The organism is Natrialba magadii ATCC 43099 (genome assembly GCF_000025625.1).
Taxonomy (GTDB): Archaea; Halobacteriota; Halobacteria; order Halobacteriales; family Natrialbaceae; genus Natrialba; species Natrialba magadii.
Map to the genome: position 1 here is coordinate 3,206,825 of NC_013922.1, position 26,660 is coordinate 3,233,484.

Genomic DNA, 26,660 nt, shown 5'->3' on the forward strand with positions numbered 1-26,660 from the left:
CGTATGAGTGTACCGCGCCCTGACCTTGATATGGGCTCGGCGGGAGGGGTCAGCTATGGTCGACGTTCTCGCAGACGAGATCAGGCGTTTCGTTCGCGCGGTCGGTCCCGAACCCGACGAGACGCTGGCGGAGATGGACCGCTTCGCCGAGGAACACGGATTCCCACACGTCGGGCCGGAGGTTGGCGCGTTCCTTCGGTTCGTTGCCCGCATGAGCGACGCCGAACGCATCTTTGAGTTCGGTTCAGGCTATGGCTACTCCGCCTACTGGTTCGCCGACGCGCTCCCAGACGATGGAAGCGGCGAGATCGTCCTCACCGAGGTCGACGAAGACGAACTCGAGCAGGCCCGTGAGTACATGGCCGCAGGCGGCTACGACGACCTCGCACGGTACGAACTCGGTGACGCGGTCGAGACCGCAAAAGGGTACGACGGCCCCTTCGACGTGGTGTTGATCGACATCCAGAAACACCAGTACGAAGATGCCTTCGAGGCGATTCGATCGAAAATCCCGGTTGGAGGCGTCATCGTTGCCGACAACGCCATCTCGGCGAGCGTTATCGAATTCGAGAACCTGCTCGATATGGTCGAGGCCGCACAGGCCGGCGACGACGCGGCACGCCGCGTCATCGAAGCCGAGAGCAACGAACACACGCGCGGCATCGCGGACTATCTCGACCGCGTGACGGCAGATTCGGCGTTCGAGACGGTCGTCATCCCGCTTGGAGAAGGAATCGCAGTGAGCTACCGCGTCGAGTAATCCGAGGTGTCGCCCTCGAGCACCTGTTCTTCTGGCGTGTCGACACCGACTGTCGCGCCGTACTCTCGGAAGCCGAGGAACGTCGTTGCCGCACAGGCGGTTAGCAGGGTAGCCCAGGTGAGCACCGTGAGCCCGAGCGCGACCGCGCCCTCCGGCCCGGGTGTTACCGCGCCGACGGTTCCCAGGCCGACGAGGTGCGTCGCGGAGATGGCGAGGAAGCCACTCCAGAGTGCAAACGCGTGGATAGCGAGCGACCGGCGCGAGATGCGATTCGCGTAGCGTGCACCGGTGTAGACGCCACCGATGGCGAGCACCGTCGCTCCGAGTGTGAGGCCAAGTCCGTCGGCGGTCGCCCCGGCAGCGCCCGCGACGCCAAAGCAGGCAAACGATACGGCGAGCAGGTGTCGATCCGAACGGAGTGTTGTCGGAATCACGTCGTGCACCGCGTTGCTGGCAGGTATATCCGGCCGAATATATAGCTGTTGGCTCGGGTACGTGCCGTGACGGACAGCGTGGGTATCATATACGTCCGAGGGAAGGAGCCCCTCGTTACCGCTCGTCGCCACTACACTCCTTCTCGACCGCTTCCCGGCTGCGTATCGACGTGTGACTCGGGCATGAGTGCCTCGAAGGGCTGTTCGTCGAGCCACTCGAGTAGCGCCACCAGTTGCTCGGTCGCAGCGTCGAACAGTTGCTCTCCTACTTCGGGCGTGGCGTCGGTCTGGTCGCCGAAGACGCCGTTGGGACTGTTTTCGATGGCGTCGTAGAACGTCGTCGCGCCGTGGACGCGCGCAGCGTCGCCGTCGAAGTCGACGCCGCCGTCGCGGGCCTCCTCGAGGCGGTCCTCGCGGACGAGTTCGTTCGCGATGTGCATGATCATCGCCGTTTCCTTGGGGCCGCCGTGGGGGCCGGGCGTCTCGAAGACCTCCTCGATCAGGTTGGGGATGGATTCGTCCCACATCCATTCGATGGCGTAGGCGGTCTCGTCCTGATGAAGTCGGCGGCCGACCTCTCGGAGATGGGCAACGTTGCCGCCGTGGGCGTTGACGTAGACGATGCGGTCGATGCCGTGATAGGTGAGGTTCCGCGAGAGGTTCTCGACGTAGTCACGAAAGACCGGTGCATCGACCCACATCGTGCCGTGAAACTGCCGGTGGTGGGAGCTGACGCCGATCGAAATCGGTGGGGTGCAGAGATAGCCAGTCTGCTCCGTTGCGGCGCGCGCCAGCGCCTCGGCGATCATGTGATCCGTTCCTTCAGGCAGGTGTGGGCCGTGTTGCTCGGTCGAGCCAAGCGGGACGACCGCGAGCGATTCCGACTCCGACTCGATGTAGTCGGCGAGGTCGGGCCAGGTATGGGCTGGAAGATACATTCGATAGTGGAGCATCGTACCGAATCCGCAAAACAGTGCCTGCTACAATGCAGTTTCAGCAAGAACTCGACCAAGCCGAGCGACGACGCTACGCGAGATGATAAACCTTAATAGATTTCTGCCGTTGAGTTATTATATGGCAGTCGTCAGCGTCTCGATGCCGGACGAACTTCTCGATCGACTCGACCAGTTTGCAGAGGAACACGGCTACACCGGCCGCAGCGAAGTCGTCCGGGAGGCCTCCCGCAACCTCCTCGGCGAGTTCGAAGACACCCGTCTCGAGGACCGCGAACTCATGGCGATCGTCACGGTCCTCTTCGACTACGAGACAACCGCCGTCGAGGAGCGCATGATGCACCTGCGCCACGAACACGAAGGTCTCGTCGCGTCGAACTTCCACAGCCACGTCGGCGATCACTACTGTATGGAACTGTTCGTTCTCGAGGGTGAACTCGAGGAAATCTCGACGTTCGTCGGGAAGATTCGCGCAACGAAGGATGCGCTGACAGTCGACTACTCGGTGACGCCGGTCGACAGTTTCGATCCGCTCAGTCAGGATCACTGAGACCGACGGTGAGCCGGAACTGAACCCGTTCCCGAATTGCACTGAACGCGTACCTTTACTGTGATCCGCGCCAAGAGTCAGCCATGTCCTACCGGAAGGTGAACTACGAGGAGGTCGATCAGGTGTCGAGCGCGATGCACGTCCTGAGCGGCCCACTCGAGACGGAGCAGGTCGGGGTGACGGTCGCCCGCTGCGATCCGGACTGGAAGAGCAAGCCCCACGATCACACGGACAACGACCACGAGGAGGTCTACGTCCTCATCAAGGGCGAGGCGACGGTCGTGGTCGACGACGAGCCAGTCGAAATGGAGACCGGTGATGCGCTGTGGATTCCGCCCGAATCCACGCGACAGATCCGCAACGGTGACACGGAGAGCGCATTCGTCCTCGTGAGCGCCCCGAGTCTGCAGAACGGCGACGATAACGACGGCGAGTGGCTCCTCTCCGGCTTCGCCGGGTAGCGACCTCGAGCGAGCAGTCGCGCACACTGACCAGTTACACGCCGTCGCACGTTCACCCGTTCCCGGACGCCGTGCCAGAACGACGATGACCAGGCCGAGACAGACGCTTCCCGTGGTCACTACACCCGCGAGGCGAGCTTCGAGCGGGTCGCAATGAGCCGCGCACACGTCCTCTGTGTGAGCCACGATCCGTCGACGCGGGCCAGACTTACCCTGGCGCTCACCGATGCACCCATCCGCGTGAGCGTCGTCTCGGACACCGAGGCGGCCATCGACCAACTCGAGTGCGGACGAGACCGTCCCCACCCGCAGCGTCACGACTCGGACGATGGTGAGACGCAACCAGAGCACCAGTACGGAGGGCACGACCACATCGACGCTGTCCTTCTTGACCCCCGGATGGTTCGCTCACTACCGGAGACGACACGTCGACTCGAGGAGGCCGCGCTGTCCCCAATCGCGGTGTTCGCGTACTGGGAAGCTGATGCTGGGGCAGGGAGTGATGCTGACGCTGATCCAGGATCGGATTTCGGTTCAGGATCGGGCCTGGAACCGAGTTCAGCCCCGGATACTGGTCTCGATACGTCGTCACAGCCAGTGCTCGCTGAACTGTCGACCACGCGATTGGAGGACGGAACGCAGTTAGAACCACAACGGAATCGATCAACGGCGAATGGGTCAACGGCGAATCGGTCAACAGCGAGTCGATCAACGGCGGGACGAACGGAAACAGGATCTGCCGATATCGCCTCGACCATTCTCACCGGTATCGACGCGGAAACTGGCTCCGACGGATCCGGCTTCCCCGAACTCGGGGTGACGAGAACGAGAGTGGGTACTGCCGCCACTGCCGCCATCGCCGCCACCGCCGCCACTCCCGAGGGGCCCGATTCAGCCGAGGAGACGACCGACGTTGCTCATCCGTCACTCGTCGCGACTGTTCGACGTGAACTGGCCGACACAACCTCGCCACAGACCGTCGAGCGGGTGCTTCGGACCGTCTTCACGGAGCACGAGGAATTCGTCTTCGCCTGGGTCGGCGAGTACGACCGCGGCGAGCACGCCGTCGTCCCCTGGGCGACCGATCCCGACGCAACGGCGTGGCCCATCCACCGCACGTTCCGCGTCGGAAACGGCGCTAATCCGCTCCTCGAGCGAGCGCTGTACGCACAGCAACTCCAGACGCAGGACCTCGCCTCACAGCCTAACCTGGCCATCACGGGCGGTGCGTTCACCCCCGCGCCGTTTCACGAACAGGCACGCGAACACGGCGTCCGATCCATCGCTGTCGCGCCGCTCGCGACGGACACAGACCGATACGGCGTCCTCATCGTCTACGCACCGACGACGTTCACAGCCGGCACCCGACAGACGATCCGTGCCGTCGCCGACGTTGCCTCGCACGTCCTCGAGACGATCGCAATTCGCGGCCAACTCGAGCAACAGGAGCGAACGTTACACCGGTATGAACGCCTCGTGAAAACCGCGGGCGACGGCATCTTCGTTCTCGACGGCGCTGGTCACGTAATGACGGTGAACGACGCGTTCGTCGAGATGACTGGCTACAGCCGCGAGTGGCTCCTCGGAGAACACATCTCACTGCTCTTTGACGAGCAGACCATCGAGCACGCCACGGAAACGGTCCGGGCGCTCATCGAGGCCGATGGTCGCTCGACGACGATCGAAGTCCCACTGGAGACGAAAGACGGCTCGTACGTCACCTGTGAGGCCCAGATTGCCATCCTCGATCGTACCGATAGTGGTGGAAATGGCAGTACTAGCAACGGTAGCAACGACACCGACAGCGACCCTGACACCAACACCAGCACTGTCACCGACACCGATACCGTCACCAACACCAGCACTGTCACCGACACCGATACCGTCACCAACACCCACACCCAGACCGACACCGACACCGACAGCACGTTCGGCGGCACCGTCGGCGTCCTCCGCGACATCACCGAACGAAAGCAAAACGAGCGCCGCCTGCGCAAACAGAACGAGCGCCTCGACGCCTTCGCACGCATCGTCAGTCACGACCTGCGCAACCCACTCGGCATCGCGCAGGGCTACCTCGACCTCATCGACGAAACGGAGTCACTCGAGTACCTCCCGACGGCCAAGCGGAGCCTCGATCGCATGGAGGCGATCATCCACGACGTGCTCGCCATCGCCCGCGACGGGACGTGGGCGAGCGACACCGAGCGCGTCGACCTGGAAACCGTCGCCAGCGAGGCATGGGAGCACGTCTCGACGGGCGAGGCCACACTCACGCTGACCGGTACAACAACGTTCATGGCCGACCGCTCCCGACTCCTGCGCGTCTTCGAGAACCTGTTTCGAAACGCGATCGAACACGGCTGTCCGGACGAGGAGGTCGGTGAGTTGGCTGTTCGTGTGGGGGTACTCGAGTCCGAGTCGGAGTCCGGGTCCGAGTCCGGGTCCGACGACCAGCGACGGACTCCGATCACGGACGGCGACGACGGAGACGGCGGAGACGGCGGAGACGGCGGAGACGGCGGAGACGGCGGAGACAGCGGAGACAGCGGAGACAGCGGAGACAGCGGAGACAGCGGAGACAGCGGAGACAGCGGAGACAGCGGAGACAGCGGAGACAGCGGAGACAGCGAGCAGGTGGGCGAGCCGTGTGGCTTTTTCGTCGCGGACAACGGGTCCGGATTGCCGGACGATCTGGCAGCAAACGACGATCTGTTCGATCCGTCGATTTCGTCCGAGACGGACAGTCTGGGGATTGGCCTCTGGATCGTTCGGGAGGTGGCGACGGGCCACGACTGGCAGGTACGTGCGCGTGAGAGCGAGGCTGGTGGCGCACGATTTGAGTTCGTGACTGCGGACGCCGACCAGTAGTGTTGCCATAGACAGCGACGGCTCAGGTGTCGCAACCGTCAAAAAACATCGAATCGATCGCTGTCCCTGTTCACGGCCGGCATCTGGCTGTGTTCAGTTCCAGTTACTATTCGAGTTCGCTCTTACTTCCCTTCGAAGTCCGGCTCGCCGTCACCCATGAACGCCGTAATACCCTCCATCAGGTCGTCCGTCGCCATCAGGTGACCGAACGCGGAGGCCTCGTACTCGAGTCCCGCCTCGGTGTCGTCGCGGCCGGCGAGCATCGCGCGCTTGGTGAACTTCTGGGCGATCGGTGGGCCGCCGGCGAGTTTCGCGGCGAGATCGAATGCGGCGTCCTCGAGGTCGTCGTTCTCGACGACGTCGTTGACGAAGCCGTAGTCTTCCATCACGTCGGCCTCGTAGCGCTCTGCGGTGAAGATGATCTCCTTTGCGCGGCCCTCGCCGACGATCTGGGAGAGGCGCTGGGTGCCGCCCCAACCGGGAATCAGGCCGAGGTTGAGTTCTGGCTGGCCGAACTCCGAGCGCTCGCTGGCAACGCGCAGATCGGCACAGGTGGCGAGCTCCATCCCGCCGCCGAGACAGAAGCCGTCGATACCGGCGACGACCGGCAGGTCACAGGACTCGAGTTCGCCGAAGGTGGACTGGCCGTCCTTCGAGAGTTCGATCGCACCGAGAGAGTCCGCGCCGCCGGCAGCCATGCTCTGGACGTCGGCACCGGCGGAGAAGGCCTTCTCGCCCTCGCCGGTGATGAGGATCGCACGGACCTCCTCGTCGTCTTCGAGCAGGTCGATGGCCTCGGAGAGTTCGGCGAGCAGGTCGTCGCTGATCGTGTTCATGCGGTGTGGCCGGTCGAGAACGATGTGGCCCACCATTTCGCCGGGGTACTCGACGCGGATGGCGTCGAAGTCGACGCCGTCCTCCTCCTCGTCGCTCTCGTAGAAGCCGCCCTCGTCGGCGCGCTCTGCGAGGAAGTCAGCCGGCTCGTAGCGTTCGTGACCGGTCTCGTCGTAGGCCTCCTCGAGCGTCTCGAGCAGGGTATCGAGACCGTATTCGTCGACCAGTTTGACCGGCCCATCCGGGAAGCCAGCACCGAGCTGTACTGCCTCGTCGATCGACGCTGGCGGCGCGACGTCGTTGCCGATCAGCTTCGCGGCCTCGTTGGCCATCGTCGCCAGCAGGCGGTCCTTGACGAACTCCGACTGTTCGTCAGTCGGAATCTCGGCACCGGAGCCGTCCTCGTAGTCGTAGAAGCCCTTGCCCGTCTTCTTGCCGAGCTCTTCGTTCTCCACCTTCTCCTCGAGCAGTGGCGCTGGCTCGTAGGCTTCACCGAGCACGTCGTGCATGTACTCGAGTACGTGGAAGCTCACGTCGTTGCCGACCTGGTCGCCGAGTTCGAAGCTGCCCATCGGGAGGCCCATGTCGTACTTCGTCGTCGAGTCGACCTCCGAGATGGTCGCTTCGTCCTCACTGACGAGCCAGGAGGCTTCGTTCATCAGGGGGACGAGAATGCGGTTGACGATGAAGCCGGGCGAGTCCTTGTGGACGCGCACTGGCGTTTTGCCGAAGTCGTCGGCGAGTTCCTCGATGACGTCGAGCGTCTCGTCGGAACTCTCCGCACCCGAAATTACTTCGACGAGCTGCATCCGGACCGGCGGGTTGAAGAAGTGCATGCCACAGAACTGCTCGGGGCGCTCGGTCACGTCGGCGAGGTCCGTGATCGAGAGGCTCGAGGTGTTCGTCGCGAAGATGGTGTGGTCGGGCGCGTGCTCCTCGACCTCACCGTAGACGTCCTTCTTGATCTCCATCTTCTCCGGGACGGCCTCGATGACGACGTCGGCGTTGCCGACGGCTTCCTCGACATCAACGATCGGCGTGACGCGCTCGAGTGCGGCGTCGGCTTCGTCCTGGCTGAGCTGATCCTTTTCGGCGAGCTTGTTGAGCGACCACTCGATCTGCTCGTAGCCGTTCTGGACGAACTCTTCTTTGATATCGCGCAGTGCGACGTCGTAGCCGGCCATCGCGGCGACCTCCGCGATGCCGTGTCCCATGTTCCCTGCACCGAGAACTGCGACGGTGTTGATATCTTCCAGTTCCATGGGTCAGTGTGCAATGGGAACCCGTTTGAACGTTTCCCTCTTCGCGGAAGGAAACTATCTTTGAGTTTACTGCCGGTTACAAAGCTCTTTATCGCTCGGATAGTAACGATTGTGCATGGAATTCGGTCTCTCCGAAGAGCAACAACAGATCCGCGAAGAGGTACAGCGGTTCGCCGAGAACGAAATCGTTCCCGTCGCCGAGGAGTACGACACCGAGGAGAAGTACCCACACGACGTCATCGACAAGGCCGCCGAGATGGGGCTGACCGGCTCGTACATCCCGATCGACTACGGTGGTGCCGGCTACTCCATCCTCGACACCGCGATCATCACCGAGGAACTGTTCTCCTACGACCCAGGTATCGCGCTGTCGATCGTCTCGACCTCCTTCGGCTGTGAGGCGATCATGAACTTCGGCACTGAAGATCAGAAGGAGCGCTTCCTCGAACCCGTCGCGATGGGCGAGAAGATTTCCGGTGCCGCGATCTCCGAGCCTGACACCGGCTCAGACGTCTCCTCCGTCTCGACGCGCGCCGAGAAGGACGGCGACGAGTGGGTGATCAACGGCAACAAGATGTGGATCACCAACGGGACCGTTGGCGACTTCTTCGTCGTCCTCTGTAAAACCAACCCCGACGCACAGGGCCGCTACAACGGCTTCAGTCAGATCATCGTCGAATCCGACCGCGACGGCTTCTCCGCCGAGAAGATCACCGGCAAACTGGGCATTCGCGCCTCCGACACCGCCGAACTCGTCTTCGACGACGTTCGCGTCCCAGAGGAGAACCTCGTCGGCACCAAGGACGCCGCGTTCATGCAGCAGATGCAGTTCTTCGACGAAACCCGGACCGCCGTCGCCGCACAGGGCGTCGGCATCGCGAAGGGTGCCACGCGCGCTGCACTCGAGTACGCCCAGGACCGCGAGCAGTTCGGGCAGTCGATTTCGGAGTTCCAGGCGATCCAGCACAAGCTTGCTGAGATGGCGACGGACACCGAGGCAGCCCGTAACCTGACGTACAAGGCAGCCTGGAACGTCGACCAGGGCAACGACATCACGAAGCTGGCCTCGATGGCGAAGGAGTACGCCTCCCGTATCGCCGTCGACGTTGCTGACGAGGCTGTCCAGATCCACGGCGGCGCTGGCTACGTCAACGACTTCCCGGTCGAGCGACTCTACCGCGACGCGAAGATTACGCAGATCTACGAGGGGACCTCGGAGATCCAGAAGAACGTTATCGCGCGCGAGATGCTCGGCAAGGGCTTCTAACAACCTTTTACTCTGCGGTCTTTCGGGCTCACGACAGGTTCTGTCGTGAGCCCGCTGTCCCTCGGTAAAAGGTTGATCAAAAGCACTCCTCGCTTCCGGAGTCGCTCGTCGGCCCGAGCGCTGCGCGGCGCGCAGCGCTCGGAGAACGGCGTCACTCGGGTTCTTCGAACCGCTCGTTCGCCGAGAGATGGCTCCTCCAAAATGTAGGGCTGTTCCTTGCACGCGGCGCTACTCTTTCTCGCACCTCACTCTTCGACCGTGTGGCGAGTTTCCGCCTCGAGACGATCCCGTGGAGAGGATGTAGAAGGAGTTGTCCTCGTGAGACGACGCTAGTCGTCGCTGGGACCAGGAGCAGGATTTGGTTTGTCGTCCACGGGAGCGGCGTCCTCAGCATCGAACAGCGGGCTCTGCTCACCGGGGACGATCGTGTTGAGAATCAGCGCCGAAAGCGCGGTCAGGATCACCGGTTCGCCGAAGAACGTCTGGGCCGCGTTCGGCAGCCCGCTGATTGCTTCGGGAGTGGTCGCAATACCGAGTCCGAGGCCGAGCGAGACGGCGACGATGACCATGTTGCGCCGGTTGAGTTCAGTGTGCAGGACGATCAGCCGGAAGCCGCTGGCGGCGACCATACCGACCATCAGGAGGACCGCGCCACCGAAGACGGCGCTCGGAATGGTCGTGACAAACCCGCCGATCACCGGACTGAGGCCGAGTATCGCGAGAATCACGCCGCTAATACCGACGACGTGGCGGCTCATCACGCCCGTGAAGGAGATAATACCGACGTTCTGGGAGAACGAGGTCACCGGGAACGTGCCGAAGATCGAGCCGAGCGAGCTCAGTGAGCCGTCGTTGAACAGCGCGCCGCGAAACTCGCGGTCGTCAGGGTTGCGCCCCTCCGCGGCGGTGACACCAGACATGTCGCCGACGGTTTCCATCGCGGAGACGAGGAAGAGGAACGCGAAGACGAGAATCGCGATCGGTTCGAACTCGAGACCAAAGTGCATCGGTGACGGGAACGCGACCGGGTCGGCACCCCGCACCGACGAGAAGTCCACGAGGCCGAAACCGTAAACGAAATCCAGCGCGAGTGCGGCGGCGTAGCCGACTACGATCGCGGCGAGAATACTAAGCAATCGTGTTACCCCGCGCGTGAGCATGTTGAGACCCACTGCGATGGCCAGCACGAGCGCCGCCAGGCCGATGTGGTGGACAGCGCCGAACTCGCCGGCCTCCTGTGCTGCGGAGCCGCCGGCAGCGTAGTCCATCCCCGTCGGGATCAGGTAGAGTCCAATAATCACGACGACGAGTCCGGTCACGAGCGGCGGAAAGAACGGTTTGATGCGCTTGAACTGCCAGCCGATGACGCCCTCGACGACAAAGCCGGTGACGAGAATCGCCCCGAAGACGGCGGCCATACCGAACTCGATGCCGATCGTCGTCGCCGCGCCGACGAACGTGAAACTCGAGCCCATGACGATCGGCAGTTTCGCGCCGACGGGACCGATCGTGTACGCCTGGATAACAGTCGCCAGCCCCGAAAAGAGCAACACCATCTGGACGATGTAGGCCGTGTCGGCCGAACTGAGCCCGACGTTGCCGGCGACGATGTACGCCACCGCCGTCGCCGGCACGATCATCACCGCCACGTGTTGCAACCCGAGCAGGATCGACTTTGCCATCGGCGGCTTCTCGTCGAGGCCGTACTCGAGTTCGATGCCATCCCCTGGTTCGTTCGTCATCTATGACTGGGGTCTGATGATCGAGGGGTAAAAAATTTCGTATATGCGCTTAGAACTGCGCCTGGATTGCCCCATAATATGCACTATTGTGTATATAATCTGGTTCCGTGGAACGCAGCATGTGCACAGCACACGCTCATCAGTTCGTGTATGGGGTGAGTGTGCTCCGTACTCGAGTCCGATTCGGTTACAAAACCGCGATCAGTGAACGACGACCTCGCCGTCCTCGACCGTGATGTCGATGAGACTCGTCGCGTCGAACTCGGTGTCGTCGAGGGCGGAGGGGCCGACTTTTCGCATGACGACGACGATATCGGAGATGTCAGCGCCGATGTCGTCCAGGGCGGTACAGATTGAGGCAAGGGTGCCGCCAGTCGAGAGCATGTCGTCGATGATGACGACGCGGTCGCCGGGTTCGACGTCGTTGATGTACATCTCCGATTCGGAGTAGCCGGTCTCCTGGTGGAGCGAGACCTCGCCCTCGAGGCCGTATTCGCGCTTGCGGATGACGACGAGTGGGATGTCCGTCTGGAGCGAGACGGCGGTTGCGAGGTGGATGCCCATCGCTTCGGGGGCGACGATTTTGTCGACGTTCAGGTCGGCGGTTTGCATGACTTCGATGACGACCTCGCGCAACAGTGCGGGGTCGAGCATCGGGACGCCGTTGCTGATCGGGTGGACGAGGTACTCGTAGCCGTCCTTGTCGACGATTGGTGCGTCGTCGAGCGACGCGAGGAGTCGATCCATGGGGTGGGTTGGGTCAATCGTGGCAAAAGGGGTTCGTTCTCGGCTCCGGTTGAGGGTGGTTCGCTCAGGAGGCCAGGAGATCGTGGGTGTTGGTGCTGTCTCCGGTTATTCGTCGTGATCCGAGTTGGCGTCACCGTTGTCACTGTCTGAGTCGGTGTCACCGTTGTCACTGTCTGAGTCGGTGTCGCCGTTTGCGCGGTCTGAATCGGTGTCGCCGTTTGCGCGGTCTGAATCGGTGTCGCCGTCGTCGGCATCCGAATCGCTGTCTGTATCAGTATCACCGTAGTCGTCGTTCGAGTCGCTATCAGAATCTGTGTCGCTATCGCTATCCGTATCGGTATCGCCGTCGGTACTCGAGTCAGAATCCGAATCTCGCCCGCCTGGCGGGTGCATCAGCGCAGTTTCCGGGTCGGCTGGCTCCGTCTCAGTCACAGTCACAGTCTCAGTCTCAGTATCTGTCACAGGGCCAGTATCGACCTCGCTACGTGCTTTGGAATCGTTTTTCCTCTTCTCGCCGTGGTCGCTCTCAGCAGCGGCTGCACGCTCGCGAATCCGGTCCGGTGCCAGCAGATACAACGCGATCGGCGGGACGACGTAGCTGGCGACCGCGAGCGCGGCAAACCACGGATCGAGAAAGACGAGCAGCCCGAAGATCGCGAGTCCCGCCGCGGCGGCCGCGTGCGCAGCTGTCTTCGTATAGTTGCGGTAAAACACCCAGAAATCGCTGAGTGCTGCCACCGCGTGGGAGTTTGCTGACCGCCCCATGCGAACTGTACACGACCAAGCGGGAAACCATTTGTCGCACGGGCCCCTACACACAGCCGATGAGAGAGTTCGTCTTCGCCCTGGAGTACGAACCGGGAACCAACCCGGTCGCCGACGTCCTCGCGGACCACCCTGACGCGTCGGTCCGCTCCCTGTCGTGTCACGTCAGCGCCGACAGCCTCTGGCGCGTCGACCTCGCGACTGGCTCCGAGACCGCCCTCGCTGAACTGGAGGCCGCCTACGAGACGGCGGACTACTTCGCCGACTGTCTCGTGAAGGACGACTGCGGTGCAGACTGTGAGGTCCAGGTTCTCGACCGCTCGAGTGATACGCTCGTCGTCTACACCTACTGGGACCGAACCGATGTCTGCACGTCGGTCCCCCACGTCGCCCGCGAGCACCTCGGCGACGGAATGCTGTTCGAGACCTACCGTGAAGGCGGACGCTACCGCTGGCGGATCGTCCTCGCGAGCGATGCACCGATCCACGCGTTCTTCGACGCACTCGGCGAGGAGGTCGGCGAGTGTACCGGCATGGAGATGCTCCGGCTGACGGAACTCGATCCGGAACACGGCGGGAACGGCGCGGCTGCCGGTGCCGAAACCGGCGGTGTCGCCAACGGCGCTCTCGCTGACTCCCTCCCGACGGAACAGCGCGAGGCCCTACAGGCGGCGGTCGACCGCGGCTACTACGAGACGCCTCGCCGGATCGACCTCTCGGAACTCGCCGAGGAACTCGACGTCCCGCGCTCGACGCTCTCCTATCGCCTCCGCCGAGCCGAGGCGACGCTTGCAACGACGTTCGTCAGCGAGGCAGACTCGATCGAGCAGTTAGCTGCTGGACTCTAGTCCGCAGTTTCTGGCCTTTTCAGCTACTCGCCAGCCCGTCCTGGCAACACTTGGCTATAGTAACAACTGCAACTAGTTACACACTGATCGCCGAGCAGGCTGGCGATCAGGTGTGTATTGACTTGCAGTGGCTACTATAGAGTCTGGTGTCGCTGTGGTACTCGAGTACAGCTGAGAGAAAGAATATGTGAGAGAAGGCACTCTCTCGCGCTACTGACCAGTCCACAACACTGTTACTGGTGCCAACCAATTCTCAAACGTGCCGCCGACACCGAACCGACAACTGCAGATTCGAATCGCTGGTGCGCTCGCGCTGGTGATCGCTGTCAATGGCGTTCTCCTCGCGGCGCTGGCCTGGAGCGCCGTCGCCATCCTCGGGGCGGGTGGCTGGTCGGTGTCGTTCGATGGTGGACTGCCTGTGGCGGTCGCACTCGTCCTCGTGAGTGCCGTGGCTCTCGTCGCGATGCAGGCCCGCTACGGCACGCGAACCGTCGTCTCGGGGCTCGACATGACCGAAATAGAGGGCGATGGCCCCCGAACCGTCGGCGGACGCGTTCGACGACTGGCCGCACAGGCGGACGTCCCGCTCCCGTCGGTCGCTGTCGCCGACCGAGACGAACCCGCCTGTCTGACCGTCGGCACCCAGCGCTCGCCGACAATCGTGGTCACCACAGGGCTGCTCGACCAACTCGACGACGACGAACTCGACGCCGCGCTCGCACACGAAGTCGCCCACATTGCAAATCGTGACCTCCCGGTCGTCACGGCCGTCGCCGCAGCGGTCGCAATCGGCGACCGACTACTCGAACGTGAACGGAAACTCCGCGGTGTACTCGAGGGAGTGGCGATGATCGCTCTTTTCTCGGGCATTGGTGCCATCCTTTTCGCGGTTCCGATTCTCGTACTTGCGGTGATCTTCCTCCTCGTGAGTACCGTTGCACGTGTGGTGCTCGCGATGAACTCGATTGCGCTTGGGCTGTTTTCGAAGACGCGCGAGTACGCTGCCGACCGTGGTGCGAGTCAGCTCACCGGCGATCCGGCCGCGGTCGCGAGCGCGCTTGCGGTGCTCGACGACGAGTGCAACATTCCGACACGGGACGCGCGCCTCCACGCGAGTGCAACGCTTGGAATCGTTCCCCAGCCGCTGCCGCTTGAGCGGGCAGCCGACGATGACGGTGACGCTGGCGATGATACCGAGGAAGAACACTGGTTCGATCGCTGGTTCGTCAGCCAGTTCCAACTGGAGACAGTCGACGCAGACGACTCGGATGAGAGCGAATCACCGGGATACATCGACCGACAGGTGGGACGAATCAAGGCGTGGATTCGGCGAACGATCGTATCCCCGATTCGATCCGGCGCTCGGCGGGTACTCATGTGGCGACCGCCGACTCACCCGTCGACCGAGTCACGGATCGAGCGTTTGCAGGCGGACGACCGTCGGTATCGCCGATAACAACCGTTTGCTTTCCGTCAGCAGCTGTGTCTCACAGCTTACTCCGTTGTGGCCTCGGCTGTGACAAATGCGTAGTTGGCGTCTCCCGACTCCCGAGTTGGCGCACGCCAAATAACCTGTATGCTATCTCAGCCAGTAGACACTGGTAATGAGAGATTCCACCCCCGGTGTGCCGCCCGATTCGGCGGATTCGGCGGGCTCGACGGATGCGACGGACGCGAATCAGTGTGCGGATGACTGCTGCTCGGACGAGAACTCGAGTACCACACGCACACTCGAGTTACGGATCCCCGAGATGGACTGTCCCTCCTGTGCGGGTAAGGTGACGAACAGCGTCGAGCGACTCGAGGGTATCGACGACCTCAACGCGCAGGTGACGAGCGGCCGGCTGCTGGTGTCCTACGACGAGACAGCGACGAGAGAGTCGGAGATCCGAGACCGCGTTCGTGCGGCGGGGTACGAAATCGTTGGCGAGCGTAGTGGCAGCGATGCCGGTGCTGACGGAACTGCCGGAACCGCCGGTACCGCATCGGCAGGCGAGCACTCGTTCTCGGTCCCCGAAATGGACTGTGCCTCGTGTGCATCCAAGGTCGAGAACGCACTCGAGTCCGCCGACGGCGTGAGCAAAATCGAGACCCAGCCCACGTCGGGCCGTGTCACCGTCTCGACCGACGGCGACACCGACACCGCAACTGTCGTCGCCGCCATCGAATCTGCCGGCTACGACGCCACGCCGATCGACGACGGCAGCAACCGGATGGGCGACAAACAGGCCGTCTGGAAGAGCCGCCGCGCCGTCGGCACCGCACTCGGTGGCGTCCTCGTCACGGTCGGGATGGTACTCGAGTTCGTTCTCCCCGCGCTCGATCCGGCGCTCGGGACCGTCGCGGGTCGGACTTACGAACTCTCGCACCTGCTGTTCATCGCGGCGGTCGTGGTTGCGGGGACGCCGATCATCCGGAACGGCTACTACTCGGCGCGAAACCGGAGTCTGGATATCGACTTCCTGATGACCGCCGGTATCCTCGCCAGCGTCGCGGCTCACCACCCCTTCGAGGGGGCGATGCTCGCGGTGCTCTTCTCGGTTGCAGAGCTTTTGGAGCGCTTCTCGATGGACCGTGCGCGTGACTCGCTGCGAGAACTGATGGATCTCTCGCCGGAGACGGCGACGGTCCGCCGTGAGGACGGCACCGAGGAAACGGTGCCCGCGGGCGAACTCGAGGTCGGCGACGTGGTCGTCGTTCGACCGGGTGAGAAGCTCCCGGCCGACGGCGTCATCGTCGAGGGCGAGAGCGCGATCGACCAGTCGCCGATCACGGGCGAAAGCGTCCCGGTCGACAAAACGGCTGGTGACGAGGTCTTCGCCGGCACGATCCTCGAATCCGGTTACCTCGAGGTCGACGTCGAGAGTGAGGCCAGCGAGTCGACCATCGCGCGTATCGTCCGAATCGTCGAGGACGCAGAGCGCGAGCAGACCAAACGCGAGCAGTTCGTCGACCGCTTTGCGAGTGCCTACACCCCGATTGTCGTCGTGCTCGCACTCGCCGTCGCAGTTGCCCCGCCGCTCGTCGCCGGCGCGTCCTGGAACACCTGGTTCCTGCGCGGGCTCACGCTACTGGTCATCGCCTGCCCCTGCGCGTTCGTCATCTCGACGCCGGTCAGCGTCGTCTCGGGGATCACGAGCGCCGCCCGCAACGGCGTGCTGATCAAGGGTGGCCGCCATCTCGAGGCGACCGGCGAGAGCGATGTCCTCGCGGTCGACAAGACCGGGACGCTGACCCAGGGCGACCTTTCCGTGACGGACGTGATCCCACTCGAGGGCGCGACGGAGGAAGACGTGCTCCGCCGTGCTGGCGCAGTCGAGCGACGCAGCGAACATCCGATCGGCCAGTCGGTCGTCGGGTACGCCGAAGAACAGGGTGTGGCCGTCGACGAACCAGACGTTTCGGCGTTCGAGGCGCTGACCGGCAAGGGGGTCCGTGCGGATCTCGACGGCGAGACCCACTACGTCGGGAAACCGGGCCTCTTCGATGGGCTGGCGGATCTGGAGCACGTTCATGCGACGACTGACGGCGGTATCAACGTCGACGGCTCGACGAGTCCGCAGGGACAGCGCGAGCGCCAGTGCGAGCACGAGAACTGTCTCGACGTGCTCGAAGACGTCGTCCCAGAACTCGAGGCGGAGGGCAAAACCATCGTCATCGTCGGCACCGAAGACGGCCCGATCGGCGTGATCGCCGTCGCGGATCAGGTCCGTCCGGAGGCCGCCTGGGCCGTCTCGCAGCTTCAGGAACAGGGCGTCCGCGTCGTGATGCTCACCGGCGACAACGAGGGTACCGCCCGCGCTATCGCGACCGAGGTCGGCATCGACGAGTTCCACGCGGAGCTGCTCCCCGAGGAGAAACTCGAGTGGATCGAGCGACTGGAGCGCGAGGCCGGCGGAGGCGAGGACGGTGTGATCGGCGGCGACGGTACCGGCCACGTCGCCATGGTCGGCGACGGCATCAACGACGCGCCCGCGATGGCGACCGCAACCGTCGGTATCGCCATGGGCGCGGCTGGAACGGATACCGCACTCGAGACGGCCGACGTAGCGCTGATGGGCGACGACCTCACGCGCCTGCCGTACCTCTACGAACTCTCGGGGAAGGCAAACGGCGTTATCCGGCAGAATATCTGGTCGAGTCTGGCCGTGAAGGCGGTGCTCGCGGCCGGGGCACCGGTCGGAATCGTCACGGTGATCCACGCCGTCGTCATCGGCGACATGGGGATGAGCCTCGGCGTGACGGGGAACGCGATGCGCTTAGCGAACGTGGAGCCGGAGACGCCGGCTGACGCGGAGTTCGAATCGGTTGCTGGCTCCGCTGATGCTGTTGCCCCCGCTGATTCCGTTGACTCCGCAACTGAGGCAAACGCAGTAGCAGAGTAACGTCAGTTCGGCCATACCGTTGGTCCGGGTCACTCGAGTACATCACTCCCGCGACCTGTTCCTGACCCACCGCACGAGTCCAATCGTGCCGAGTATGGCGAGAACGAGCCACATCCCGATGATAAGTACGGCAAGGACCTGAACGACGACGGCCCGGGGATGCTCGACAGAGGAATCCAGCACCGCGAGTTCGATGCTGACCCACTGGATGACAGCGAATCCTCCGACGACGAGACAGAGTACGAGCAGCCGGTCCCGGAAGAACTCGCGGCTCAGGTAGTACTCCAGGTAGTCGTCTTTGTCCATGCGCGTTCGGTCCCTCGTCCCGGTGAACACGGCTGGGCAGGAAGAGTCTTTCTCTTGTGTTGGTCATACTGCCGGACAGAACTATTCGAAGACCGGTCGCGCTACTGCGGCCGTCCCCGAGGTGACGGCCGCGACTTTCCAACCGGCTTCTCACTGACTTCTGTCCGACAGTATCACTCGCCACGGGCGGCCCGAACGATCGGTTCCGTTCCAGGATAGCCGTCGGCCCGCCAGAGCGCGATCCCGGCAACGAGGATCACCGCCTCGAGCCACAGCGTCGTGACTGTTATCTCGAGTGCCGGTACGGTTCCGAGCGGTTTCGTCCCCGTGTACTCGGGCATCGGCGTGAGCGGCCAGAGCAGAAACCCGAGTTCGTGGAAATCACCCGAGAGCACGTGCCACGGGATATCCGTCGCGATATGCGTCCCGTAGCCGATGGCGAAGGCAATCCCGAGCGCTTGCTGGCCCCGTACTCGAGAGACGAGCCAGACGGCGGCGACGACCGGAATCGCAAACAGTAGTGAGTGCCCGATCGTTCGTCCGACGTCGACGAGGCCGGCGAGCCAGATCGGCTTATCGAGCAGGTCGGGGAGCGCCGCGCCTGCAATGGCGACGAGCGCTGCCGTCTCGGTTGGGATACGTCCGGTACGCCAGCGCGTGTACAGCGCATAGCAGATGTACCCCACTGCGAGGTGAACGACCGGTTGCACGAGTGGTGAGTACGACATCGGAGGCGAAAAATGTCCGCGTAGCGATGCCGTGGTGTTGGGTTGCTGTAGTCTACTCCTGATCGAGCCCGCTGTCAGTGAGGGTTCACCTGTCACTTCGATCAGGATGGGGCAAACGAGTACCGAACCGATAGTCAGAGTGCTGAGACCTGTCGAGAGCGACGGGCTGGCGACTGGCTACTGTTACACGTGCAGGCACTACCACTGCCATCCTGTGCTCACTGGTCACGGGAATTCAACGGCCAGCAACCGTGTCTATTCGATGTAGAAATCGAGAACTGCAGACAAAAACACCTCGGCTGTGTTAGTGAATTCCTCGACTGATCCGCGATACTCGATGAGGACTCGTGTCCCTCCTTGCGTGGTGATGTCCGTGTTGTTGGCAATCGACTGTGGAAGCAACCCGTCTTCGTCGTCCCGGCTAATCAATTCCTGAGAGAGGGTCTCGGCCAGGTCATCCCTTTCATCGGCTGGTGTTAGCACAGAGACCCTCGCGACACACTCATCAGTGCCGTAGACGAGCTTTCCCCAGAGTTCCCTGACAGGGTCGTGTAGTTGCCATTCAGCAGCAGCAGTAGTGTCCGTTTCGATACAACTGAACGCAACATCTCCTTCGGGTAGCGAGCGCTCGTGGACGGAGACGATGTTACCGCCGGCGTGCTGACTGTCGTTTCGTAACCCTGCAAACCGGCGGACAGCGTCCGGCTCACCGACGATCGTTGGACGAATTGTGGCTGCAAGGGAATCAGTTTCGTATATCGTCTCTGCTCTCTGTGTTGTCTCCTGGATCGAGTCGTCGAGACCGAGATTTCCCAGTACCTCGTCGTCGTCCCAGTTCGTCCATAGACGGGTTGCCGTTGTCCCGTCTGTGAGCCCCATTTGCAACACGGAACGAACCCCTGTCGCCGCCACGTCGCTCCCGTCGAGAATGCCGGCTACCGTTCCAGAAGCGGGTGCAAGGGCCAGTTTTCGTGCGAGAACGCGAACGTCGTCGATCATAGTCGCGTCACGTTCGCCGGGGAGATTGATCTGTAAGAGTCTAGTCGTCTCTTCGTGTATTGAACGCATGTCGAGTGCCGCAACAGGCTCCAAATCGCCATCGAGAAGACCGGCATCCAACTGTGCCCCAGTCCAACCGATGGCAACGCCCATGCATCCAGCAGCACTCATCGTCAGGATATCTCGTCGCTGCAGCGGGCCAGACTGAGAGTGTTCGTTGTTCATACTATTAGATCGGCACCAACATATTATTTAGGGAAGTAGTATAGAAACACAAGTGCTTTCGGTTAGCTGTGTCTGCTCACATGCATAGAGCCAGCCAGTCCGAACCGAGACGCCTTTCCCTTCTCAGACCCGTATTACGGTACTTTCGTATGATAGACGAGGCCGAACCCGTACTCCGAGAGGACCCGGTCATGGACCGACTGGTCGACACACACGACCCCTACGTCGAACCCGACTGGACCGAGTACGAGCGTCTCTGTATCTCGATTATCAATCAACAACTCTCGACTGCGAGCGCGGCGGCCGTCCGTGAACGCGTCTTCGACGTCCTCGAGGACGAGGTCACACCCGAGACCGTCCTCGCGGCGGACGACCAGGCGCTTCGTGACGCCGGCCTCTCCCGGAGCAAAGTCGACTATATTCGCAACGCTGCTCACGCCTTTCAGGAACAGGACTTCACGCGAGCGGGCCTGGCCGGCGTCGACAACGACGAGGTCGTCGACCGTCTGACCGACATCAAGGGCATCGGCGAGTGGACCGCCCGAATGTACCTCTTATTCGTCCTGGAGCGACCCGATATTCTGCCACTCGGCGACCTCGCCGTTCGACGCGGGATCGAACAGCTATACAGCAACGGCGACGAACTGACGCGAGCCGAAATGCGCGACATCGCCGAGGACTGGCGTCCCTACCGCAGCGTCGCAACCCGCTACATCTGGGCCGAATACGAGGCGGACTCGAGTATCGATCTCGATGGCGTGGGTGTGTACAGCGAGTGATCAGTCACGGGGAGGACCGCAGTCATGTGGGAACCCGGCGAGTCGAGCAGCTGAGCGGAACGGTAATCCGTGACTGTCTGTCCGCTCCCGAGAGTCTGGGGCCACGTTCGTCGGTGACGAGTCCCGGCGAGTTGCCGTTATCACCGCTTGGCCGTCATCCGATCGTTACCCAGGGGTGTGTCACAGGGTAACCCCTAATCCGTGATTACGTTTCAGGTGATGGACTCGAGTTCCCCGGCCACACCGTTAGGCCCGGAAATCAACGACTGATTTGCAAAGACGGCCCCGCCGACTAAAGTACAGATCGGGTGCAGATGGGCGTATGTCCGAGGAGGAACCCAGCAACGACCCGACCGAGATGATGGACGGAGCCGTAGACGAGCGGCGAGCGAGCAATCGCGGTGGGCACCGTCGGATGACGACGGATCCGGAACACATTCGCGAGTGGGCGGAGTCGCGTGACGCCGTTCCGGTGTCGACACACGGCGGCGAGGGCCACGGCCACTCGTTCGTTCGCCAGGGCGAACTCGGAGACGAGCACGAAGAACAATCCTGGGACGAGTTTACCGAGACGTTCAGAAACGAGGATCTGGTGTTCGTCTACGAGGAGTACGAGCGGGCTGAAGCCGGAATGGGGGATGGGATGGAGATGGAGATGGAGATGGAGATGGAACACGAGTCGAACGCCGACATGGACGAGCTGGAGGCAGACGCTGACACGGCAGAGATGGCTGCCGACGCCGAGCGAGCGAGAGCGGGCGGCGATGAAGACATGCGCGGCCGTGACCTCGGAACCTTCGAACTCATCAACCGCACCGAGGCGTTCGACCGTGCCGAACTCGGCGGCAGCGACCTCGAAGACCAGCTTCGCCAGGGCGAACGCGTCACCACCGAACTCGTCGAAACGCAGGTCATCGAGCGCGAAATCACCGAACGCGACACGATCGAAAGCGAAGTCATCAACACTGAAATCGTCGAACGCCACGTCGTCGACTCCGAACTCGTCGACCGGGACGTCGTCGATATCGAGTTCGTCGACGCCGACTACATCGAGGTTACGACCGACGAAACGCGACTCGAAACCATCGAGGAAATCGAACGCTACACCGTCGAGAGCCGCGTTGTCGACGTCGACATCGACCACAGCGAGGCAATCTCGCGGGATGAAATCGAGACGGACATGGCACTCGAGTCCGTCCAACAGTCGATACTCGAGAGCGACATCGTTCGGACGGACGTCGAAGCCGAGGAGGTGATCGAACAGGAGGTCATCGAGAGCCAACGAGGCGAGTGTGATACGGTCCGAAGCGACCTCATCGAGCGCCGAACGGTCGAAGAGCAGATCGACGAGCGGTCACTGATGCGGTTTACGCTCGAGGACAGCGAGATCATCGAGTCGGAACTGGTCAGCAGCGAGCTGCTGGACGGAGAGATCGTCGACAGCGAGGAGTACGAGACGATTCGAGCGGGTCAGGAGACGACTACGGAGACGAGCGAGATGGAGGGGGCGGGTGTCGAAGCGCAACCGGGTGAGATGGGCGAGACAGGCGAGCGAGCGGAACCAGGAGCGGCCAGCGGCGAGATGGCAGCGGCCGACTCGAGTGACGAGGCGATGGCGGGCGGCGAACCGGGCGGTGAGACCGGGGTAGCAGACGAGCAGCCGACCGTCGGCGACGAGGTCGCAGCGACCATCACCGAGGACGATCAGGGGAAGGATGTGATCGACGAGACGGGCAACCAGATCGGGATCATCTCGGCCGTCGAGGAGGGGACGGCCTACGTAGATCCAGAGCCGGGACTCACTGATCGACTCAGAGCGCGTCTCGACTGGGGATCACACAGCAGCGACGAGTATCCGGTCGAGCCCTCGCAGGTAAAAGACATCACGGACGACGAGGTCATCATCAGAAGCGAATAACGAGGGTTCAGCAGTTCTGCAGCACACCGCCTGAAACGGCGGCGTTTGGTTCTCGAGCTGGGCCGAGCTTACTCGAGATCGAACCGGTCTGCCTGCATTACCTTACTCCAGGTGTCGACGAAGTCCTGCACGAACTTCTCTTCGGCGTCGTCGGACGCGTAAACGTCCGCGATGGCGCGCAGGCGGGAGTTCGAACCGAAGATGAGGTCTGCACGGGTCGCCGTCCACTCGACGTCGCCGCTCTCGCGGTCACGCAGTTCGAAGACCTGATCGGTCTCGGAGTCGACGTCCGTTTCCCAGCCCATGATGTCCTGAGAGCTGTCGGACGCCTCCCACTCGTAGTCCATGTCGAGCAGGTTCACGAAGAAGTCGTTGGTCAGCGTCTCCGGCTGGTCGGTGAGGACACCGAGTTCGGAATCCTGGTAGGTCACGTTCAGTGTGCGCAGCCCGCCAACGAGCACCGTCATCTCGGGTGCCGTCAGGTCGAGCAAGTCTGCCTTGTCGACCAGCAGTTCTTCCTGCGACTCGTCGGCCTCGTCGCTGTAGTAGTTCCGGAAGCCGTCGGCCGTGGGCTTGAGCGCCTCGAAGGACTCGACGTCGGTCTGTTCCTGTGAGGCGTCGGTACGGCCAGGTTCGAACGGCACGTCGACATCGTGGCCGGCATCTGCAGCAGCCTGCTCGACGGCTGCGTTGCCGCCCAGCACGATCAGGTCAGCAAGCGAAACACGAACGTCGTCCGAACGGGAGCCGTTGAATTCCTCCTGGATTTCCTCGTAGGTCGCAAGCACCGACTCGAGTTCCTCGGGCTCGTTGACCTCCCAGCTCTTCTGCGGTTCGAGACGGATGCGAGCGCCGTTTGCACCGCCGCGCTTGTCGCTGTCGCGGTAGGTCGACGCCGCCGCCCAGGCGGTCTTGACGAGTTGGGAAATCGAGAGCTCCGACGCGAGGATTTCCTCCGTGAGTTCGTCGATCTCCTCGTCGCCGATCAGCTCGTAGTCGGCGTCCGGGATCGGGTCCTGCCACAGCATCTCCTCGTCCGGTACTTCCGGACCGAGGAAGCGCTCCGTCGGACCCATGTCGCGGTGGATCAGCTTGTACCAGGCCTTCGCGAACGCTTCCTGGAACTCCTGTGGGTTTTCCTGGAAGCGCTCGATGATCTCACGGTAGTCAGGATCGCGCTTGAGCGCGATGTCCGTCGTGAGCATCATGACGTCCTCTTTCTCGTCCGGATCCTCGGCACCCGGCGCGGCCTCGTCGAGTTCGCCGTTCTGGGTGGTCCACTGCCAGGCACCGCCTGGCCCCTTCTCTGGCCACCACTTGTACTCGAGCAGGTTGTCGATGTAACCCATGTCCCACTGGGTGGGCGTGGTGTTCCACGGCCCCTCGATTCCGCTGGTGATCGTGTCTGCACCCTTTCCGGAGCCGTGAGCGCTCTCCCAGCCGAGTCCCTGCTGGTCGATTGGCGCTGCTTCGGGCTCTGGACCGACGTGCACGTCGGGGTCGTCGGCACCGTGGACCTTTCCGAACGTGTGTCCACCGGCGATGAGCGCAGCGGTCTCCTCATCGTTCATCGCCATCAGGCTGAACGACTCTCGGATCCGCTCTGCCGAGGCTTCCGGATCTGGCTCGCCGCCAGGGCCTTCTGGGTTCACGTAAATGAGACCCATCACGGTGGCAGCGAGCGCACCTTCGAGTTCGCCTTCCTCGTTGAACCGGTCGGATGCCTCCCACTCGTCTTCTGGACCCCAGTCGACGGCGTCGTCAGGCTTGTAGTCGTCCTCGCGTCCGCCGGCGAAGCCAAACGTCTCGAATCCCATGGACTCGAGTGCGACGTTTCCGGCCAGGACGATCAGGTCGGCCCAGGAGAGCTTGCGGCCGTACTTCTGCTTGACGGGCCAGAGCACTCGGCGTGCCTTGTCGAGGTTCGCGTTGTCGGGCCAGCTGTTAAGCGGCGCGAAGCGCTGTCGACCGCCGGAAGCGCCACCGCGGCCGTCGCTGGTCCGGTACGTGCCTGCGCTGTGCCAGGCCATGCGGATGAAAAGCGGTCCGTAGTGGCCGTAGTCTGCCGGCCACCAGTCCTGCGACGTCGTCATGACGTCTTCGATGTCCGCCTTCACTTCGTCGAGGTCGAGTGATTCGAACTCCTCGGCGTAGTCGAAGTCCTCGTCCATCGGGTTGGACGTGGGGACGTTCTGGTCGAGGATGTCGACGTTCAACTGGTTTGGCCACCAGTCTTGATTTGACTTGCTCATCACTGGACAGTTGCTACTTTCGCCTATTAAGATTTCCTACTGCAGTGATGAAGTCTTTTCTCCATCCCAAACAATTTTGTCGAGTTGAGAATTTTACTGGGAGGGAGGTTGCCTGTGTTCCCCGTCAGAGCAGTAGTGAGACGGGTGTAGATTGCGACAATAAGTTTTACCTCGGTGACAGCTTTGACTGTGCTGGTCGTTCAGCGTCGAACGCTACTTACTCTTCTTCCTCTGGTCGATCCTCCGCATCCCGATCCGCGCGCCGACCAACGTCGACCCGGTAGTTCGAGAGGATATCGCGGCCAAGCAGGACGGGATAATCCATGTGGTCCCGATCCTCGATACTCGCGGTCACTGTGTGTTGATTGCCGCCGACGCCGACCACGACGTCGACGACCGGACGGCTCCGCGCCGTCTTCCTGCTGCCGGATTTGACGCGCGTGATCGATTTGATCGGACCGGCTCCGATCTCCGCTGCGAGCCCGGTATCGATGCTCGTTCTGGTCGCTCCCGTGTCTGATTTTGCCAGCACAGACGTCGAGCCGCTCGTCCCGGAGAGGACGACCTCTTCGGTGTAACCGATGACGGTTGGCTCCGTTTCCGTGATTGTGTGGGTGATCGGCTGGGCCGTCGGCTGCGAATCGTCCAGCTTCATCGAGAGTTCCTGCACGCGGTCATCATCGACGCTGCCGCCCGCGCTCTCGATAGCGTGTTTGGCAATGTACGGCGCCGGACTGATCTCGGTCGCCTCGTAGAGTCCCTTGAAACCGGCCGTCGGATTGACCTCGAGGACGTACCAGCCCTCATCGCTCTCGACGAGGTCGACGCCGGCGTAGTCAAGTCCAATAGCATCAGCCGCCTGCGTCGCCAGTTCCCGAGCAGCCGGCGGTAGATCGTCGGTCGCGTTTTCGACGCTTCCACCTAGCGCGACGTTCGTCCGCCAGTCGTTATCCGGCGCGTAGCGATACATCGCACCGATGATCTCGCCGTCGACGACGTAAATCCGCACGTCGCGGTGGCGTTCGTCGTCGCGATCGATGAGTTCCTGCAAGAAGGCATAGCGGTTGCCGACCTTGGCGTTCACCGGATCGCCGGGACCGACTTTCCACGTGCCGCCACCGTGTGTTCCAATCGCCGTCTTGTAGACCGCTTCCTCGCCGTACTGGTCGCGCACGGCGTTCAACTCGTCGCTGCTGAGCGCGAGAACGACGTCAGGCGTCTGGACGTCGGCCATCGCCAGCGTCGTCGCCGTCGAAAGTTTGTGGATCGCGGTCAGCACCGTCGCTGGTTCGTTCAACATCGGCACGACCTGTGCGAACGTATTCGCGAGCCCGAGCTCCTCGGCGGGCTGTTCGGTGTTCGAGAGCAGCATCCGATTGGCGATGATATCGACGTCCGGCTCGAGTTCCACCTGGCCATCAGCAACCCTGATCGACGTGTTTTCGTGTCGTAGCCACTCCGTACCGTGGCCGAGTTCCTCGACCGCGTTGAGTATCGCTTTTGTCTCTTTGCTCGTATGCAGGCTCAGTACCCCGACGGTGACGGGATCGGCAGCGGGCATAGGACTTCCACAC

At 62.6% G+C, this 26,660-nt stretch carries 21 protein-coding genes; 10 read left to right on the forward strand and 11 right to left on the reverse strand.

From position 1 onward, the window contains the following. Positions 1–55 precede the first annotated feature (55 nt). Positions 56–760: an O-methyltransferase gene (locus tag NMAG_RS14960; RefSeq protein WP_004214624.1), complete on the forward strand. Its 705-nt coding sequence runs from the start codon at positions 56–58 to the stop codon at positions 758–760. Here the strand turns inward: NMAG_RS14960 and NMAG_RS14965 are convergent. Together NMAG_RS14965 and NMAG_RS14970 are read right to left on the reverse strand one after the other, a co-directional pair. Further along, on the reverse strand, positions 745–1,203 hold the full coding sequence (locus NMAG_RS14965; protein WP_004214623.1) for a hypothetical protein: 459 nt from the start codon (positions 1,201–1,203) through the stop codon (positions 745–747). The two genes, NMAG_RS14960 and NMAG_RS14965, sit on opposite strands and share 16 nt — an antisense overlap. 122 nt (positions 1,204–1,325) lie before the next feature. Beyond that, positions 1,326–2,132, reverse strand: a complete 807-nt coding sequence (locus NMAG_RS14970) for a creatininase family protein (protein ID WP_081446730.1) — start codon at positions 2,130–2,132, stop codon at positions 1,326–1,328. Positions 2,133–2,268: 136 nt separating this feature from the next. On the opposite strand from NMAG_RS14970, the gene NMAG_RS14975 reads away from it, so the two are divergent. The 3 genes from NMAG_RS14975 (at position 2,269) to NMAG_RS14985 (ending at position 6,029) form a co-directional block, all read left to right on the forward strand. Continuing rightward, the gene (locus NMAG_RS14975; protein WP_004214620.1) at positions 2,269–2,697 is read left to right on the forward strand and encodes a CopG family ribbon-helix-helix protein; all 429 of its coding nucleotides are present in this window, start codon (positions 2,269–2,271) and stop codon (positions 2,695–2,697) included. 83 nt (positions 2,698–2,780) lie between these two features. Next, on the forward strand, positions 2,781–3,158 hold the full coding sequence (locus tag NMAG_RS14980; protein WP_004214619.1) for a cupin domain-containing protein: 378 nt from the start codon (positions 2,781–2,783) through the stop codon (positions 3,156–3,158). A 153-nt stretch (positions 3,159–3,311) separates the two neighbouring features. Beyond that, entirely contained in the window at positions 3,312–6,029 is a 2,718-nt protein-coding gene (locus tag NMAG_RS14985; RefSeq protein ID WP_012996783.1) for a PAS domain S-box protein, read from the forward strand. Positions 6,030–6,151: 122 nt separating this feature from the next. Here NMAG_RS14985 and NMAG_RS14990 read toward each other — a convergent pair whose 3' ends face one another. After that, the gene (locus tag NMAG_RS14990; protein WP_004214616.1) at positions 6,152–8,125 is read right to left on the reverse strand and encodes a 3-hydroxyacyl-CoA dehydrogenase/enoyl-CoA hydratase family protein; all 1,974 of its coding nucleotides are present in this window, start codon (positions 8,123–8,125) and stop codon (positions 6,152–6,154) included. Between the two features lie 115 nt (positions 8,126–8,240). On the opposite strand from NMAG_RS14990, the gene NMAG_RS14995 reads away from it, so the two are divergent. Further along, complete coding sequence (locus NMAG_RS14995; RefSeq protein WP_004214615.1) at positions 8,241–9,392, forward strand: acyl-CoA dehydrogenase family protein; 1,152 nt, start codon at positions 8,241–8,243, stop codon at positions 9,390–9,392. A 329-nt stretch (positions 9,393–9,721) separates the two neighbouring features. Here NMAG_RS14995 and NMAG_RS15000 read toward each other — a convergent pair whose 3' ends face one another. The 3 genes from NMAG_RS15000 to NMAG_RS15010 all read right to left on the reverse strand — a co-directional run bounded on the left by NMAG_RS15000 (position 9,722) and on the right by NMAG_RS15010 (position 12,646). Beyond that, on the reverse strand, positions 9,722–11,134 hold the full coding sequence (locus tag NMAG_RS15000; protein ID WP_004214613.1) for a uracil-xanthine permease family protein: 1,413 nt from the start codon (positions 11,132–11,134) through the stop codon (positions 9,722–9,724). A 201-nt stretch (positions 11,135–11,335) separates the two neighbouring features. After that, a complete protein-coding gene (gene hpt, locus NMAG_RS15005) occupies positions 11,336–11,881 on the reverse strand; it encodes a hypoxanthine/guanine phosphoribosyltransferase (RefSeq protein ID WP_004214612.1) in 546 nt (181 codons plus the stop codon). Positions 11,882–11,986: 105 nt separating this feature from the next. Next, complete coding sequence (locus NMAG_RS15010; RefSeq protein WP_012996784.1) at positions 11,987–12,646, reverse strand: hypothetical protein; 660 nt, start codon at positions 12,644–12,646, stop codon at positions 11,987–11,989. A gap of 59 nt (positions 12,647–12,705) precedes the next feature. Between NMAG_RS15010 and NMAG_RS15015 the strand changes: the two genes are divergently transcribed. The 3 genes from NMAG_RS15015 (at position 12,706) to NMAG_RS15025 (ending at position 17,879) form a co-directional block, all read left to right on the forward strand. Next, on the forward strand, positions 12,706–13,494 hold the full coding sequence (locus tag NMAG_RS15015; protein ID WP_004214609.1) for a helix-turn-helix domain-containing protein: 789 nt from the start codon (positions 12,706–12,708) through the stop codon (positions 13,492–13,494). 259 nt (positions 13,495–13,753) lie between these two features. After that, on the forward strand, positions 13,754–14,950 hold the full coding sequence (locus NMAG_RS15020) for a M48 family metallopeptidase (protein ID WP_004214607.1): 1,197 nt from the start codon (positions 13,754–13,756) through the stop codon (positions 14,948–14,950). 148 nt (positions 14,951–15,098) lie between these two features. Then, positions 15,099–17,879, forward strand: coding sequence for a heavy metal translocating P-type ATPase (locus NMAG_RS15025; RefSeq protein WP_012996785.1), 2,781 nt, complete (start codon positions 15,099–15,101; stop codon positions 17,877–17,879). A 42-nt stretch (positions 17,880–17,921) separates the two neighbouring features. Here the strand turns inward: NMAG_RS15025 and NMAG_RS15030 are convergent, their stop codons facing one another. From NMAG_RS15030 to NMAG_RS15040, 3 genes are all read right to left on the reverse strand, one after another. After that, a complete protein-coding gene (locus NMAG_RS15030; protein ID WP_004214604.1) occupies positions 17,922–18,185 on the reverse strand; it encodes a hypothetical protein in 264 nt (87 codons plus the stop codon). A gap of 173 nt (positions 18,186–18,358) precedes the next feature. Next, positions 18,359–18,913, reverse strand: a complete 555-nt coding sequence (locus tag NMAG_RS15035) for a metal-dependent hydrolase (RefSeq protein WP_004214602.1) — start codon at positions 18,911–18,913, stop codon at positions 18,359–18,361. Between the two features lie 255 nt (positions 18,914–19,168). After that, positions 19,169–20,083 carry a hypothetical protein gene (locus NMAG_RS15040; protein ID WP_237076791.1) on the reverse strand — a complete coding sequence of 305 codons (915 nt, stop codon included), beginning with the start codon at positions 20,081–20,083 and terminating at the stop codon, positions 19,169–19,171. 203 nt (positions 20,084–20,286) lie between these two features. On the opposite strand from NMAG_RS15040, the gene NMAG_RS15045 reads away from it, so the two are divergent. After that, entirely contained in the window at positions 20,287–20,916 is a 630-nt protein-coding gene (locus NMAG_RS15045; RefSeq protein WP_004214597.1) for a DNA-3-methyladenine glycosylase family protein, read from the forward strand. A gap of 322 nt (positions 20,917–21,238) precedes the next feature. After that, positions 21,239–22,834, forward strand: a complete 1,596-nt coding sequence (locus NMAG_RS15050) for a hypothetical protein (protein WP_004214596.1) — start codon at positions 21,239–21,241, stop codon at positions 22,832–22,834. 68 nt (positions 22,835–22,902) lie between these two features. Here the strand turns inward: NMAG_RS15050 and katG are convergent, their stop codons facing one another. Beyond that, on the reverse strand, positions 22,903–25,089 hold the full coding sequence (gene katG, locus NMAG_RS15055) for a catalase/peroxidase HPI (protein WP_257719839.1): 2,187 nt from the start codon (positions 25,087–25,089) through the stop codon (positions 22,903–22,905). Between the two features lie 214 nt (positions 25,090–25,303). After that, entirely contained in the window at positions 25,304–26,647 is a 1,344-nt protein-coding gene (locus NMAG_RS15060; RefSeq protein WP_004214592.1) for a RimK family alpha-L-glutamate ligase, read from the reverse strand. Between the last annotated feature and the right edge of the window lie 13 nt (positions 26,648–26,660).